This is a genomic window from Flavobacterium sp. 22659, from assembly GCF_052044235.1.
GTDB lineage: Bacteria > Bacteroidota > Bacteroidia > Flavobacteriales > Flavobacteriaceae > Flavobacterium > Flavobacterium johnsoniae.
Map to the genome: position 1 here is coordinate 1 of NZ_JBQEMU010000020.1, position 15,418 is coordinate 15,418.

General features: G+C 36.2%; 16 protein-coding genes. 5 read left to right on the top strand and 11 right to left on the bottom strand.

Translation table 11 applies throughout. The annotated features are described in order from the left end of the window. The 3 genes from ACTJIW_RS17990 to hemA all read left to right on the top strand — a co-directional run. Positions 1 to 442 (top strand): hypothetical protein (locus tag ACTJIW_RS17990; RefSeq protein WP_440718462.1); only part of this gene is annotated, 442 nt, incomplete at its 5' end. Positions 443 to 462: 20 nt separating this feature from the next. After that, positions 463 to 1,053, top strand: coding sequence for a hypothetical protein (locus ACTJIW_RS17995; RefSeq protein WP_095955078.1), 591 nt, complete (start codon positions 463 to 465; stop codon positions 1,051 to 1,053). A 220-nt stretch (positions 1,054 to 1,273) separates the two neighbouring features. After that, complete coding sequence (gene hemA, locus ACTJIW_RS18000) at positions 1,274 to 2,578, top strand: glutamyl-tRNA reductase (RefSeq protein ID WP_440718464.1); 1,305 nt, start codon at positions 1,274 to 1,276, stop codon at positions 2,576 to 2,578. 382 nt (positions 2,579 to 2,960) lie between these two features. On the opposite strand, the gene ACTJIW_RS18005 is transcribed toward hemA, so the two are convergent. Next, complete coding sequence (locus tag ACTJIW_RS18005) at positions 2,961 to 3,218, bottom strand: hypothetical protein (RefSeq protein ID WP_123875748.1); 258 nt, start codon at positions 3,216 to 3,218, stop codon at positions 2,961 to 2,963. 81 nt (positions 3,219 to 3,299) lie between these two features. Here ACTJIW_RS18005 and ACTJIW_RS18010 point away from each other — a divergent pair, with 81 nt between their 5' ends. Beyond that, on the top strand, positions 3,300 to 3,752 hold the full coding sequence (locus ACTJIW_RS18010) for an Hsp20/alpha crystallin family protein (RefSeq protein ID WP_012025730.1): 453 nt from the start codon (positions 3,300 to 3,302) through the stop codon (positions 3,750 to 3,752). A 295-nt stretch (positions 3,753 to 4,047) separates the two neighbouring features. Here the strand turns inward: ACTJIW_RS18010 and ACTJIW_RS18015 are convergent, their stop codons facing one another. The 5 genes from ACTJIW_RS18015 to ACTJIW_RS18035 all read right to left on the bottom strand — a co-directional run bounded on the left by ACTJIW_RS18015 (position 4,048) and on the right by ACTJIW_RS18035 (position 9,443). Beyond that, positions 4,048 to 4,599, bottom strand: a complete 552-nt coding sequence (locus ACTJIW_RS18015; protein ID WP_012025729.1) for a zinc ribbon domain-containing protein — start codon at positions 4,597 to 4,599, stop codon at positions 4,048 to 4,050. A 493-nt stretch (positions 4,600 to 5,092) separates the two neighbouring features. After that, a complete protein-coding gene (locus tag ACTJIW_RS18020; protein ID WP_012025728.1) occupies positions 5,093 to 5,911 on the bottom strand; it encodes a helix-turn-helix domain-containing protein in 819 nt (272 codons plus the stop codon). Positions 5,912 to 5,941: 30 nt separating this feature from the next. Further along, the gene (locus ACTJIW_RS18025) at positions 5,942 to 6,937 is read right to left on the bottom strand and encodes an SDR family NAD(P)-dependent oxidoreductase (RefSeq protein ID WP_440716294.1); all 996 of its coding nucleotides are present in this window, start codon (positions 6,935 to 6,937) and stop codon (positions 5,942 to 5,944) included. 465 nt (positions 6,938 to 7,402) lie between these two features. Further along, positions 7,403 to 7,795 carry a YidH family protein gene (locus tag ACTJIW_RS18030; protein ID WP_440716295.1) on the bottom strand — a complete coding sequence of 131 codons (393 nt, stop codon included), beginning with the start codon at positions 7,793 to 7,795 and terminating at the stop codon, positions 7,403 to 7,405. 673 nt (positions 7,796 to 8,468) lie between these two features. After that, a complete protein-coding gene (locus ACTJIW_RS18035; RefSeq protein WP_440716296.1) occupies positions 8,469 to 9,443 on the bottom strand; it encodes an alpha/beta fold hydrolase in 975 nt (324 codons plus the stop codon). A gap of 89 nt (positions 9,444 to 9,532) precedes the next feature. Between ACTJIW_RS18035 and ACTJIW_RS18040 the strand changes: the two genes are divergently transcribed. Continuing rightward, the gene (locus ACTJIW_RS18040) at positions 9,533 to 10,390 is read left to right on the top strand and encodes a LysR family transcriptional regulator (protein ID WP_440716297.1); all 858 of its coding nucleotides are present in this window, start codon (positions 9,533 to 9,535) and stop codon (positions 10,388 to 10,390) included. Between the two features lie 255 nt (positions 10,391 to 10,645). Here ACTJIW_RS18040 and ACTJIW_RS18045 read toward each other — a convergent pair whose 3' ends face one another. From ACTJIW_RS18045 to ACTJIW_RS18065, 5 genes are read right to left on the bottom strand one after another with little or no spacing between them, the layout of a single operon-like run. Continuing rightward, complete coding sequence (locus ACTJIW_RS18045) at positions 10,646 to 11,128, bottom strand: CinA family protein (protein WP_440716298.1); 483 nt, start codon at positions 11,126 to 11,128, stop codon at positions 10,646 to 10,648. A 57-nt stretch (positions 11,129 to 11,185) separates the two neighbouring features. Continuing rightward, on the bottom strand, positions 11,186 to 11,632 hold the full coding sequence (locus ACTJIW_RS18050; RefSeq protein WP_253784710.1) for an adenylyltransferase/cytidyltransferase family protein: 447 nt from the start codon (positions 11,630 to 11,632) through the stop codon (positions 11,186 to 11,188). An 11-nt stretch (positions 11,633 to 11,643) separates the two neighbouring features. After that, complete coding sequence (locus ACTJIW_RS18055) at positions 11,644 to 12,792, bottom strand: hypothetical protein (protein WP_440716299.1); 1,149 nt, start codon at positions 12,790 to 12,792, stop codon at positions 11,644 to 11,646. Next, positions 12,792 to 13,931: a UDP-galactopyranose mutase gene (glf, locus tag ACTJIW_RS18060; RefSeq protein WP_440716300.1), complete on the bottom strand. Its 1,140-nt coding sequence runs from the start codon at positions 13,929 to 13,931 to the stop codon at positions 12,792 to 12,794. The genes ACTJIW_RS18055 and glf overlap by 1 nt, the downstream gene beginning before the upstream one ends. Beyond that, positions 13,928 to 15,073 carry a glycosyltransferase gene (locus tag ACTJIW_RS18065; protein WP_440716301.1) on the bottom strand — a complete coding sequence of 382 codons (1,146 nt, stop codon included), beginning with the start codon at positions 15,071 to 15,073 and terminating at the stop codon, positions 13,928 to 13,930. Before ACTJIW_RS18065 ends, glf begins: the two co-directional genes overlap by 4 nt. Positions 15,074 to 15,418: the final 345 nt, after the last annotated feature.

A 15,418-nucleotide genomic window follows, 5' to 3' on the forward strand; every position in this document is an offset into this window, starting at 1 on the left:
AAAAATTATGAAAACTAATAAAATAATCAAAAAAGGACTTTTAATTCTCAGCGGAATATTTGTACTGTTTGCCGCGATTTTGCTTTTTCACATTATAACGGCCAAACCCCCAGTTTATGACACCCCAAATCTTCAGGTAAGCAGAATCGATTTTAAATCAGACATCGATTCTCTGCAGGCCAGAAAAATCTGTGCCGACCTGAGAAGCATAAAAGGCCTCACATCAGATTCTATCATCGTTAAAAGAAATGTTGTGGTGTACTTCCACAATAATAAAATTACAAACTCTGAGAAAGTTTTCAACGAGCTGATGGCTAAAGGACGTTACGATGCGCATCGTTATATTTTACCGGCAAATTTAGCAGACAAAGAAGTCTGCCCAATGAATCAAAATAGTTTGAGCTATAGACTGTCTCAAAAGATAAATCGTTTTTTTAATTAACCCTTTAATACTTTAAATTTATGAAAGTTTATTCAAAACTTACACTTAGTGTACTAATTGCTGCATCGGCAGCTATGATTTCCTGCAGCAGTAATGACGATGAAACCCCAGCACCGGTTAAGGCTTCTATCTACGAGAGATTAGGCGGAACTAAAATGGTTTCTGATCCTGATAATTCCGGCCAGATGATTGAGCAGGGACGTCTGAGTTTCCGCAAAGTGGTAAATTCAACTATCGGATTGATTGTTGCTGATATCCAATCCAACGCGTCAGGTAATCTGCAGGCACATTTTGCCCCTTTATTAGCAGAAACTGGAACTACCCAGTCTACCAATATTGCTAAATTATCAGATAACCTTACTGATTTCTTTTCGTTTAATACGGGAGGAACAAATGCTGTAAATACATATTCTGGTTTGAGTATGTCGGCTGCGCATGATCCTGCAAAAAATCCTCGTATGGGAACAAAATCAAGCAGTGCAGATTATACAAAATTTGAAGGATATGTTGGAGCTGCGGCCAATGCTAATGGCGTTGCTTCAAATACAGAACTTTATACTGATATTGTTGCTGTTTTGGAATCATTGAGAACTCCTATAGTTCAAAAATAAATTTCTTCTCAAAACGCTGCCTGAAAAAGGCAGCGTTTTATATTTCAATACTATTTGAAGTATATAAATATTTTTCAAAACCTGTCAGCTTTATGATACCTGGAAATTATATAAAACCGCAGTTTAATCCATTATTCCATAGTGATGTAAAAAGCACTTCCGGCGCTGTTATATAATTCTGCAGGCAATAATTTTTGAACCTTTTAAGGAAACCATAAATATGGAAAATTTTAATATGTCCAGATCCTCCACTTTTTATGCATTGGGGTTAAGCTACAAGAAAGCAGATGCGGTTATTAGAGGAAAATTTAGTCTAGATGCTAAAGCACAATCTGATTTATTGCTGCAGGCCAAAGCAGAAGGCATAGAATCACTCCTCGTTACTTCTACCTGCAATAGAACTGAAATTTATGGTTTTGCCCATCATCCTTATGAATTCATCAAACTGCTCTGCGAGAACAGCAATGGCTCTGTAGAAGAATTTCAGCAGGCTGCTTATATATATAAGAATGAAGAAGCTGTCAGCCATATGTTCCGGGTAGGAACAGGTTTGGACAGTCAGATTTTGGGTGATTTTGAAATCATCAGCCAGATTAAAACCGCTTTTAACAATAGTAAACAGGAAGGCTTGGTCAATACATTTCTGGACCGGTTGGTAAATACAGTTATTCAAGCCAGCAAAAAAGTTAAAACTGAGACGAAAATTTCTTCCGGGGCAACGTCAGTTTCTTTTGCATCAGTGCAGTATATAATCCGAAATGTGGCAGATATTGGAAGCAAAAATATTTTGTTATTCGGAACAGGGAAAATAGGAAGAAATACGTGCGAAAACTTAGTAAAACATACTAAAAACAGCCATATTGCCCTTATAAACAGAACAAAAAACAAAGCCGAATTACTGGCTGGCAAGCTGAATGTTATTGTAAAAGATTATGCTGATTTAAAACAGGAACTGCAGCAGGCTGATGTGCTGGTTGTAGCTACAGGAGCACAAAATCCGACTATTGACAAGACATTGCTTGCATTACAGAAACCCTTATTGATCTTGGATTTATCCGTCCCGCGAAATGTAGATATCACTGTAGAAGAAATCCCCGGTGTAACTTTGATACATCTGGATGATTTATCTCAAATTACTGATGACACGCTGGAAAAGAGAAAACAGCATATTCCTGCTGCAGAAGCCATTATTGATGATCTAAAATTAGAACTGAATATCTGGGTGAACGGCCGAAAATGTGCTCCGACTATTCATGCCTTAAAATCCAAGCTAAATGATATTGTATCAGCAGAATTTGCTTTTCAAAAAAAGAAAACAACCCATTTTGATGATGCACAGATGGATTTAATCAGTTCAAGGATTATTCAAAAATTAACAAACCATTTTGCCAGCCATTTAAAAAATGAAAACACTTCAGTGGATCAAAGTATTGAATTTATTGAAAAAATATTTCAGATCGGACAGCTTGCACCCAATAAGACTTCTTCACCAATAGCTGATAAATACAAAATCAATCTCTCATAAATACATAATTTACTATTAAATCGGAATAGTAAGTCCAGATATGATGAATTACGTTTTTTGAGTGGGCACAAAATAAAAAATGAATTTCGGAATATGGAAAGGCTGTGATTTAGAGGTATATTTTATGCAGGCTGAATTCTCACTGCTTCAACTATTATGGGGTTATGGAGTGTTTTTTAGGCATTTATTTTGTGCTTGTACTAAAAAAAGTGTTTTTGCTGCACTGGGCCAAAGGTTTATTTTACCCTGTTAAAAAATTGTTTTTTGTTTCAGAAAAAGAATATTTCCTAGGGAGACTTCTAAGGAATCTTCCCTGTCTTACCGGTCTGTTTTTTCTTGTGATACCGAGCAGCTATTTTTCATTTTCCTGCGCGGCAGTATCTTATTTTGCGGATCCTGCAGGGTAGGTAAGAGCTATGATGGTCTTTTCAAGAATGAATCTCTTATCTTCAAAGCGGCAGGTATTGGTTTTAGTGATAAACCGTTTCTCCATGGTTCTGACCCGGCAGTGTTCGGGGAATTTAGACCGGAAGATCTTACCCTTCTGATGTGAAGCTTTCCTTCCTCTATAAAGACAGGGTAAAACTGACAATTTTTCGCTTATGAAAACTGAAAAAATGTCATTTTTTTTCTCTGGCATAATTTTGGTTTTTTTTGTGACTGGCACTGCAAAAGCAGTGTATGTTCAAAAATATTGTATAACAATTAAAAGTAAAATGTTATGAATCTTATCAAAAGAAATGCAAACCAGCATCGTGCTTTGCCGCATACGTTCTTTGATGACGTTTTTGGCCGCGAGCTTTTCAATTGGGAAAACAAAAATTTTTCTACAACTAGTACCACCCTGCCATCGGTAAACATCAAAGAGACTGCAGAACATTATGAAGTCGAAGTGGCCGCCCCCGGCCTGGAGAAAGACGATTTCAAAGTGACCCTTGACGGAAACCTGCTGACTATTTCTTCGGAAAAAGAAAATAAGCAGACCATCGAGCAGGAGAATTTTACCCGCAGGGAATTCAGCTACCAGTCTTTCCAGAGAAGCTTTGAGCTGCCTAAAAATGTGGTCGACGAAGAAAACATCACTGCACGTTATGTGAATGGCCTGCTTCATCTGTCCATACCCAAAAAAGAGGAAGCCAAGCAGAAGCCGCCTAGAATGATTGAAATTGCCTGATTTCTAATCGATTATTTTAACCTTTTTTATTTTAAAGCTGTTCTCCGGGACAGCTTTAATTATTACAAAAAGCTATAGCCATCTTCTCTGCCCTGGCCGTGCTGTGCCGTTTACGGCAGTGCTGTTTTGCAAAATTTCAGCCGGCATTTGTAAATATAGGACGTCCCCCGGCAAGGGACCACTGGGCTGTAAAGGAGTCCGCTAGTAGTAGCTGTCTGATCTGGCCGGACTTTTGCCAGTTGTTAATTTGATGCTGCCACAATACTTGAAGGGTAATTCTGTACAGCTTATACAGCTATTTGTACATTTGCGGCGTCACAGTATATTTGGTAATAAAGGCGCCGGTCTTATCTGCGTAGGAGTAATTTAAAGTAATATCATTATCTCTGAAAAATTTCATATCAGGATGGGTTTTTGCATACTGGAGCACCTGAGGAAAAATATATTTTTTAACAGTATCCACCTGGACTTGCTCTTTTGTGATCCCGACCAGTACATAATTGTATTGAATGGTTTTATCCGGTAAAACCGAAATATTTTTCAAGGTAGTATACTGATCCACACTCATGGGACAGGTTTTATTAAATTCATTGGCAAATTCAGTGAGCTGCTTGTCCATGGATGGTTTAAAAAAGAATTGCGTAGCAGCAAACATGATCGCAAACCCGATGGTGAAACCTAAAAGTGTTTTCAAATCAAATTTTTTATCCGTTTTTGCTGCCTTTCGGGGTGCAGTCGCAGTGCTGCTGTTTTGATCTTCCGTGCCATGTAATTGATAACCGCAGGCAGAACAGTATTTCGCGTTTGTATTATTTTCATTCTCACAGTTCAAGCAGGTATTTTTCATGCATTCCTATTTTTTTATTTTTTAATGAGTCATCTGGTAGTAATCGAAAGTAAGTGTTGTATATAGAAATTTTAGTCTGATAAAATTACTGATGACGAATTTAAATAAAAACGATGCAGAAATGTTACGGGTTTCCACATTTTATAGGTTTTTAAATTGGTTGAGTTCCAAAGTTAGCGGTACGAGATCTTGGATTTCTACTTTTTGATGTAAGCAGCGCTTTAAAAATAGTTAGTTCTAGTAATCTTCTTTCTTTTAGGTTGATTTTATATTTTTGGAGAAATGGCTGAAGTGCAGCGGTATCGGTAAAATTTCAATAAAATGCAAAGGGGGCTGCTATTCAAAATAAATAGCGAAGAGTGTGATTTTAATCATTACGGCACATGTGAATAGTATGCGCCGCGATCCTGCCGCAAATTTTGAAACAGCAAATTAATTGTAAATTTGCCATAGCTTTTTGTATCGTTTTTAAAAAAGGCACTCAGAAAGAGCGCTAACAGTTCGTATTGCTTTTTTTCAGTTGAGTTGGCGGGTAGCCAAATTGTTTTTTGAATGCAAATGAAAAATGCGATAAATTCTCAAATCCTATCTCGTAAAAGATATCAACAGGGTTTTTATTATTTTCGGCAAGCTGGTAATGGGCTAATTCTAATCTTTTTTGGGTTAGCCAGCGTTGCGGTGTAGTATTGAAAGCCTTATGGAAATCGCGCTTAAAAGTGGTAAGACTCCGGCCTGTTAAATAGCCAAATTTTTCCAAAGGCATATTAAACATAAAGTTTTTCTCCATAAAAGCAGTTAAATCAATTTTATCAGGTTCTTCAAAGCTGGCCAGTACAGCATCAATAGCGGGATCAATGTTTCTAAGAATTGAAATTGCTTCAGTGATTTTCAATGAAGCGATATTCTCAGGAAAGTTGTCCTGCATGTCAAAATAGGGAATCAGCGAAGCCAGACAGCTTTCCAGCAGAGGATGTTTATGGAAACTGAAAATTTTTGGTACGGCAGTTTTTAATTTTGCATTTTGGTGATCGTAAAATTCACGAAGCCTGTCAGCCGATAGATGCATCGCAGCTGCTTTGTGGGGCAGTCCATCTTTTGGAATATTAATGATTGCCGCCAATTGGTTTCTGGGAATTAAAAAAGTACTGCCCGGGCCAAATACGAAAGTTTGATCTGCCTGGATAATTTTGGTTTCACCTGAAATTAACCACACAAGCAGATGGTCATTAAAGGCGGCTTCCGTTTTAAACAGCTTGCCGCTGTAATTGGAAAGTTTGATGTCCGGGTGTATGTAATTGACCTGATAATCCATAATTGCTTGTGTGGTATAAAGATACAAATATTAACTAAGATCGAAATGTATTCCGGTCATTTCCTGGCTTAATTTCCATAAACGTTTTGCATTTTTTTCATCTAATGAATAAGGTGCAACACCTCCAATAATTTTATCATTTGAATTTAAAGATGCTATATCTGCGTTTTCACAATACACACCGCCAATATTGTTAAGCGATTTGCTTGTCGCAGCCCAAAGGGTTGTGGCTGCACCTTGCGGGATCGTTTTTAATGACGCGGCAACTTCCGGCAGTATATTTCCTTCAGCATCACTGTAACCGAGTTTTTGGAACAAATCAGCTGGTGCTTCTCGAGCTAATTCTGTTTGCCCAACAGCACCCGGACATAAGCAATAACTTCTCACATTATATTTTTTTGCACGCGTGTCTAATTCCATAGAAAAGAGATTCACCGCTGTTTTTGACTGTCCATAGGCCTGTAAGGTCTCATACTCCCGATTTAGAAAATTAGGATCTTGAAAATTAAAATCTGAAAATTGATGCCCTCCTGAAGAAACATTGACCACCCTGGCGCCATCAGCTTTTTTTAGTGCAGGCCATAATCTTGCCGTAAGCTGAAACAGTGCCAGATAATTGGTGGCTAATTGTGATTCATAGCCTCGGGAATCCCTGCGCAGCGGCACCCACATAATCCCTGCATTGTTAATGAGCAGATCAAGCGGTCTTCCTGAATGCAGATACTTTTCAGCAAAAGCATCAAGAGAACCGGGATGCATTAAATCCATGTTTTCTATTATTACATTTGGAGTTCCCTCGAGATTTCTTTTCGCTTTCTCTGCATCTCTGGCCGGTACAATGACCGTTGCCCCTGACGCCGCAAGTGTTTTGGCCGTTTCCAGGCCAATGCCTGTGTTCCCTCCCGTTACAATGGCAGTTTTCCCTGTTAGGTCAATTCCTTTTATAATTTCCTTTGAGGTAGATTTTGCGCCAAATCCCGAACCTGTGGCTTTCTGTAATTTTCCTTGATAATTATTCTGTTCCATTTTTTTAATTTAAATTATTTTAACAAGACAAAATTAGAGGATGAAACAAGCAGCCGCTTTGTTTAAACGTCTTAATATGGTTTGTTTAAACGTCCAAATCAAAATAATGCCGGCCATCCTTTTTACTATTGCTTTATTATAGGTACAGCAAAGGAGCCGTTATTCCATACGCCTGAGGGCATTTTCCCCTGGCTGTGCTTTTCGGGTTGTGCTTTGTCAAATGTGCAGAGGATAACTACGATTTTTTTACAGAATAAGGATGTGCATTTATAAAAGAGCTGTCAGTTTATCAGACAGCAACGTGTAGTATTGTAAAGAAGCAGATCAGTGAGGATGCAAATAAATAGAGTGGAACTTTCCAATAAAAAAACAGTATCATGCCGTCTGGTCATATTCTGTTTTATTGTGGCAGCAGGATATTGTCTGTCTGGAGTTTGAGCAGATATGTAATTTATTTTTTATTCATTATTCTGTAGGAAAAGGATATGCAGTCATAATTAAATACGCTATTATGATGATACTCATCACAAAAATAACAACTGTCAAAACGGTCAATAATAAGGTAGAGTACAAATATTCGCCTTTTTGAAGCAGTCTATGAGTTTGTCTGTATTTCCAATACGATAATAAAATAGTAACGGCACCTGTGAAAACTAAAGCAATACCAAGAAATATAGTAAAACCATTTTTGGGAATACTAGCATCGTGGAAACTTGCGGGCAATTGATTGACAAATAATGAAAATTTAACGATAACGAATCCGAACACCATAATTCCTATGCCGGTTCGCACCCAGGAAAGAAATGTTCTTTCATTGGCCATATGCTCATTAATCATTTTTTTATTATTCTTCATCATAATTATTAGTTTATTTGGACTTATTAGTTTTTTGTTACTTGTATTGTACTTATTATCAAAAGTATAACGAGAGTTTCAATTTCGTTTATAGAATTGTTTTTGATATTTATACAATATTAATATCATACAAAAAATGCAGTTAAAAATACTGCAATCCAATTTTAAAAACAGCAATAAAATGTTGTAAATAGCTGATTATATGCAAACCTCTATTGCCGCGATTTTGCATTGTAACTCTAGTAATACGGTACTGGGAATGCTTACTTTTGTTAAGTTTCGTATTTATTATATGTTTTAGTTAGTTAGTTAGTTAGTTAGTTAGTTAGTTAGTTATGGTTTGTTTATGTTTTATGATCCTTTTTCTTTAGATTTTTACAATTGTTGTTTTGGCCTGATGGGGATGTTGGTTTGGAACAGGTTGTAAATTTAATATATCTAATAGAAGTAGTGGTATTATCTTGAGACGGGAATTTTTGAAAGTCTTTCTAAGCTTCAGCGAGAGTCTTATTAGGTTGTGATCGTAGGTTCGAAAGAGAGCAGGATTCGAACCTTAAGCTTGAAACCCGCATATTACCTTTGTTTTTTTGTAAACTAAATTAAACTCTATCAGGTACAATTTTACCTTAAAAAACAGCGGTCTTTTACAACCGCTATTTTAAAATATTTAGTCTAATTATTTAGGAAGTTTGGAAAGAAATAATAATATATCAGCTCCAATTTCTTTATAATGAGTTTCAAGGGCAAAATGGCCAGTTCTATAAAATTTTACAGAAGCATTTGGGTTATCACGTTTATAAGCTTCTGCTCCCGCTGGAAGAAAGTAAGGATCCTGACTGCCCCAAACAGCTAAAATCATAGGTTTTTGATCTCTAAAATAAGCTTGAAATTTAGGATACAGTGCTACATTAGTTCTGTAATCTTTTAATAAATCAAGCTGTATTTCAATATTTCGCGGGCGATCCAGAAAATGCTGATCTAATGTGTACGTTTCAGGTGCAATAAGCGAAGCATCTGAAGCGCCTTCATGATACTGAAACCAAGTAGATTCTTTAGAAACAAAATTCTTTAGTGCATCTCTGTTCACCTGAGAAGCATCTTTCCAGTATTTTTGGATAGGATTCCAGCCTGTACTTAATCCTTCTTCGTAAGCATTTCCGTTTTGTGATATGATTCCAGTAATTTTTTCCGGATTAGCAAGAGCAAGCCTGTACCCGGTTGGTGCGCCATAATCGAATACATAAAGAGCAAAACGTTTTAGTCCGAGTTTACCAATAACTCCCTGCATAGTGTTAGCCAGATTATCAAAAGTATATTCGAACTTAAGATGATCGGGTGCATCTGAAAAACCAAAACCGGGAAGATCTGGAGCTATTACATGATATTTTTTACTCAGAATAGGAATAAGATTTCTAAACATGTGAGACGATGTAGGATAACCATGCAGTAATAATACCGTTGGAGCATCTTTAGCTCCAGCTTCACGATAGAATATATTTAGTCCGTTGATCTTAATCGTGTTGTAGTGGTAAGGATGAATTTCAATGTTTTCTTTTGCAGGTAAAGTATTCTTTACTTGTGCTTTTGCAGTTGTTTGTTGGAGCATAATTGCAGCTAAAATTAGAGTTAATGATTTAATTGTGTTTTTCATATTTTCAATTGTTTAAAACAAAATTACATCCTATATTTGATACCTGAAAACGATTTATAATGATATGATTAATCACTAATTGTGATACTATGAACAGCAATGACCTGAAAATATTTGAAGCGGCAGCAACTCTGGGAAGTTTTACAAAAGCAGCAGAAGCAACCTTTACGGTACAATCTAATGTAACGGCTCGTATAAAAAATTTAGAAGATGAGTTTGGAGCTGAACTGTTTAGGAGAGTTTCCAGAAAAGTGGTTCTTACTGAGGCAGGCGAAACGCTTTTGCAATATGCTAAAAAAATAGGACGTTTATTAGATGATGCAAAAAGTGATATACAGAGTGCAGAAAAAATAGGAGGGACCATACGCATAGGATGTATAGAAACTACAATGGCACTTAAAGTACCTGAAATCATCAAAGGTTTTGCTGAACTTTACCCCAACGTAGAACTTGAATTCCAATCTTCTATGTTATCAGTACTAATACAAGATGTACTTAGTTATAAACTGGATGCTGCTTTTGTTGCTGCACCTATAAATATTCCGGGGCTGCAGCAGCTTGTTGTTCGCGATGAGCAGCTAGTAATAATTGCAGGAGGCGATGTTAAGAAGCTTTCAGTATTGTTAAAAGAAGAGCCTTTAAAAATTGTGGTTTTCGGGCAGGGCTGTTTTTTCAGGGCGAGACTTGAAACATGGCTTGGTTCAAAAGGAGTACTGCGCTATAAAAGTACAGTACTTAATTCAATAGAAGGTATTATTAATTTTGTCGAGGCAGGCCTGGGTATTAGTATACTTCCTGCTGAAGTGGTAAATCAGTACTATGGCAATAGAAATATAAAAACATTTCCTATAACTAATGAACTCGCTACAATGACTACACTATTGGTTTATAGAAATGATGAACTACCTTCTAAGGCTTTAAAAGCATTTTTAGATCAGTATCGATGATTTATTTTGATAAAATTATAGTTTTTCTAATTTTTCAGTTTTTTGAATTAATACAAAACCTATAGATAAAAAAAAAGGCGCCAATTGTCTTCAATTGACGCCATTTGGTTCCGCTCTCCGAAGAGTTCTTATAAAAAAGTTATGAAAATATCTCCTGATTTTGCACAAGTAAAATAATGATCTAAAATAAAAAAAGAGACTCGAAAGTCTCTTTTTTGTTTTAATATATCTTACACGAAGTCTAAATTGGTTTTACTACAAGCTCGCAATACTCTCAATAATAAGTTTGGCAGTTTCATCAATGGCCTGAATGATTATCTGCTCAGAATCTCCTTTAAATACTTTGCGCTTATTTATATTTTCAGAAGGAGTTATGATACTGAAAAAAAATGTTCCTACAGGTTTTTCAGGGGTTTCACTTCCGCCGGGTGTAGTAAGTCCGGTAACTGCTACCGTAACTTTTGCATTAAACAATTTTGACATTTGCTCGGCAAGCTTTTTTGTGACTTCTGCTGACTCAGGTGTATATTTTTCAATCATTGCATGCGGAACATTAAGAATTTGTTCTTTTACAAAAACTTCATAACAGGCTATGCCGCCGCGCAAAATTTTTCCGGATTCTTTAGTCATCGAAAATTCTGCGCTCATTCTTCCCGCAGTGGCACTTTCGGCAAAGGCAATATTCCATTCCTTTGCTGCTAAAACTTTACTGCATTTTGTTACAAATTCTGAAGGCATAATTGTAATTTTTAGAGGTTAAAGAATAAACTTTATAAGAGGTTAAATGAATAAAAGTTAACCATTTACAATCTTTAAGCTTTCACATTGATATACTTCTTTACGAAGCCCGCTGCTTGAAAAACGGTGATTCCGTTTATTGTAAACCAGTTCGATATTCATTCTTTCACAATATTCTCTTCCGGTAAAATCGACCTCTTTATATTCATCTCCTAGAATTCGAACATCGATTGACAGCGCCTGAAGAATATCTTCAAGATCCTGCTCCGTAGTGTAAGGAATAATCTCATCGACAAATTTGCAGGCTTTAAGCTGAATATATCTTTCTACAACAGATTGAGTAGGTTTATTTTTCTCTGGCCTGTCTATTGTCGGGTCTGTTTGTAAACCTACAATTAGATAATCACAATGCAGTTTAGCTTCCTCCAGCATTCTTACATGTCCGGCATGAAGCAAATCAAAAGCACTAAATGTAATTCCAGTTTTTGTCTTGGTAAGTTCCATTGTAATAAATTTTAGTTTTTAAAAAAGTTAAGTACAAAATCCAAGATTTTGTTCGTATTTGTAAACTGTGCATGGGCTTTTTCTACTGCATTTATATAGGGGATATTTGGCAGTCTGTTTCCATCAATATCAAGATCCCAAATCCCACAATTGCTGAAGATCGAAAGATCGTCCCAATCTGGTCTGTCGGTAACTGGATAAATACAGATACCATTAAGGTCTACACCACGTTTTTTTGCTGTTAGGCATTCCTGCGTAATTCCTTCAATCCATTCTACTCTTCCAGAACCAAAATGTCCCGTTTCGGAAATAAAAATCGGCTTTTCATATCTTTTGTAAGCCATCTGTAGCAGATCGGCAAGCGGTGTTCTTCGTTTTAATGTTTCCGGCCAGTCCAACGGAGTATCATCTATGTTCCATTGACAATTCCAATAATAATTAAAACCTAAAATATCCAGAAATTCTTCAGAACCTCCCAGTTCAGGACACATTCTGCCGGCGATAATATCCATTGCCTGAAACTGGTGCTCATTTAGTTCATGCATTTGTTCTGCATTTTCCTGAAGATTCCCATGAATTTTTATTAAGGGTTCGACCAAAATAATGACGCAGTCAGGATCTGCTTCCTTTAAAGCTTTTATACCTATAATTGCTGCTTTGCAGAGATAATATTTAATATCCCATCCGCTGTTTACCGCAAAGGGCACAGTTCCTCTTACATCACCGGAATGCCAGGAGAGAAAACTGATTTCATTTATGGGCACGACATACAATTCCTGCGTAGAATTTTCAGAATAAAACACTGCAAAAGCATGACACAAGGCAGCAAAACGTTCGCAGAAATTGGGATGTGTGGGATAAATTCCATCCGGATAGCCAAAATGAATCAAATCCCATATCTGTTGAATACCATATTCTTCTGCGGCCTGCATGCGGTTATAAACTTCTGAAAAATTAAATAAACCAGGCGATGTCTCAACTTCGCTCCAGCATATTCCCTCTCTTACCGTTTTAATGCCAATTGAAGAAAGCATTTTGTAATCTTGAGCAACTCTGAGATCATGCTGTGTTTCTTTCAAAAGATTAATGCGTTGTCCCGATCTGTTTATATGATCAGCACACTCATAACCGCCCATAAAAAAAGTATTGAATATTTTCATCAGCCTGCTGTCTTATAAGTGATTTTGTCTTTTTTCTCCAGAGAATCAAAAAGGTCAAGGGCATTTTTAAATGCTTGATCCATATTGAAATATTTATAATTCGCCAGTCTGCCCACAAAATGCACGTCAAGAAGTTTTTCGGCTTCATCCTTGTATTTTTTGTAAATTTCTGCATTTCTCGGATTTGGAACAGGATAATAAGGTTCACCTTCATCTACTGTATATTCTCTGACTACCGTTGTTTTTTCTGACTTTTGATTTCCAAAATGCTTGTATTCAATAATTCGGGTAAAATCTACTTCAGTTCCAGGATAATTGACGACTGAATTCTCCTGAAAAAATGCAGCATCAATAGTTTCACTCACAAAATTGATCGAACGGTATTCAAGCTTTTCCGTCAGACTATGTTTAAAATCAAAAAAACGATCCACGGGGCCTGTATAGAATAATTTTTCATATCCCGTATACTGTTCTTTTACATCGAAGTAATCCGTATCGAGTAAAATTTCGATATTGGGGTGCTTTATAATATTTTCAAATAATTGTGTATAACCGCCTTGTGGCAATGCCTGATAGGTATCCGAAAAATAACGGTTGTCATAATTATAACGAACCGGAATACGATCTAAAACAGATGCATCTAATTCAACAGGATATTTGTCCCATTGTTTTTTGGTGTAATGTTTGAACATTTTTTCATACAATACAGAACCAACACGGTTTAAAACTGCTTCTTCACCGTTTGCAGGTTTTTCTATTGGTGTACAGTTTTCTTCGAGCCAGCTGATCATTTGCTGCTCCGAATTAATATCTGTACCAAATAGTCTGTTAACCGTTGTAATATTTACTGGAATGGGAACCGTTTTATCATCGACTCTGGCAATTACCTTATGTTCCCAAGGATACCAATCAGAAAACTGATTTACATATTTCCAGACAATTTCATCATTGGTATGAAACAAATGTGCTCCATATTTTGAAACCAGAATATTGTTGTCATCCACATAATCATAACAGTTTCCTGCAATATGATTTCGTTTTTCGATAATAAGGACTTTTTTTCCTATAGAGGCATATCTTTCTGCTAATACCGATCCGGAAATTCCAGCACCGATTATTAAAATATCTACTTGTTTCATTTTGAAAATTCTTTAATAATTTCCTGCATTCTTGCAGCAGTACTATCCCAAGATGTATTTTTTAATATCTCGCTATATTTCAACGGAATCAATGCGCTTGCTCTCTTATCGAAAAGTAAGGTAATGGCATTACAGAAATCATCAGCGGTTTCGATAAGACTTACGCAATTGCTGTAATCTCTTACAACATCTGTTATTTTAGTGGAGATAATCGGTTTTCCAGCGGCCATATATTCCAGAGTTTTTGTCGGACTTATATATTTAGTCGCATCGTTTATTGCAAAGGGCATTATTGCAATGTCAAAACCTTTAATATAATTCGGGAGTTCATTATAAGATCGCATTCCCAAATAATAAATGTTTTCTTCTTTTGGAAGATCCGCTTCGTCAATTTTTGCCAATGGGCCAATCATCACAAAGGAAACTTTTGGCAGTTTTAAGGCAGTTTCATGCAGCAGTTTTAAATCGATACGCTCGTCGATGACGCCAAAGTAGCCCACAATTGGAGATTGTAAATTGGCAATATCTGCGGGAATTTCAATTCCGTTTAGTGCCTGTGCAAAATGCGTTTCATCTACAGAACTTGGAAAACAGTAAACATTAGAATGGTTTTGCTTTTTTGACTCATATAATGATTTTCCGCCTGTAAAAACAATATGTGCATTGGCCATTAAATATTTTTCCTGATGAATCAAATGTTCAGGAGCTCCTCTAAACAATGTTAATTCATCCATGCAATCGTATATGATCGTTTCAAATTCAAAGGATTCTATTAAAGGACTAAACGATGCTGAGTAAAACCATCCAGTTGAAACGTTTTTATTTTTAATGTACTGAGGTAATACGCTCGCAATGGCTTCAATACTATGAACACGAGGCTGCAAAATATGCAAGTTGTCATTGATAATAATAAGATTGGCTATGTTTTCCTGATGAGCATCAAAGGCAATTGGTTCTTCTATTAAAAGTACTTTCATGTTTTTAGACATTCTGCTGATTAAATGCTGCGGACGCTGGTAAACAAACTGCCATCTTAAATGGCAAAAAACAACCATATCGTAATTTTGAGGCGGTTCATTACTGCTTGTAGAAGAATTAGATTCTGTCACTTTATTTTTTGGGGTGTGTACATTTGTCTGCATGTCGATAATTTATTTTAAATGTGATTACTATTTGTTAAATGATCTTTTCTTGTAAAATTTAACGGATTCAAATGTAGACTTGTAAAACACGTGTTTTTTACAGAATTCTCCTGCTTTGTTACACAATTAAAGGCAAGTTTTTTTAAATTTTAACTTCAAGATTCAGTAAGGATATTTCTGTATTAACAGGGGGATGTTTAAATACTCTCAGCAAGCAGTAGAGTAAGGGAAACAACATATTTATTGTAGAATATTTTGCATGCGAAGTTTATAACAATCCAGAATATTGAACTTTGTTTTTGCTTCAAAAATCGGATTGAGTAGAGATTTTAATTGCTGTTAAGT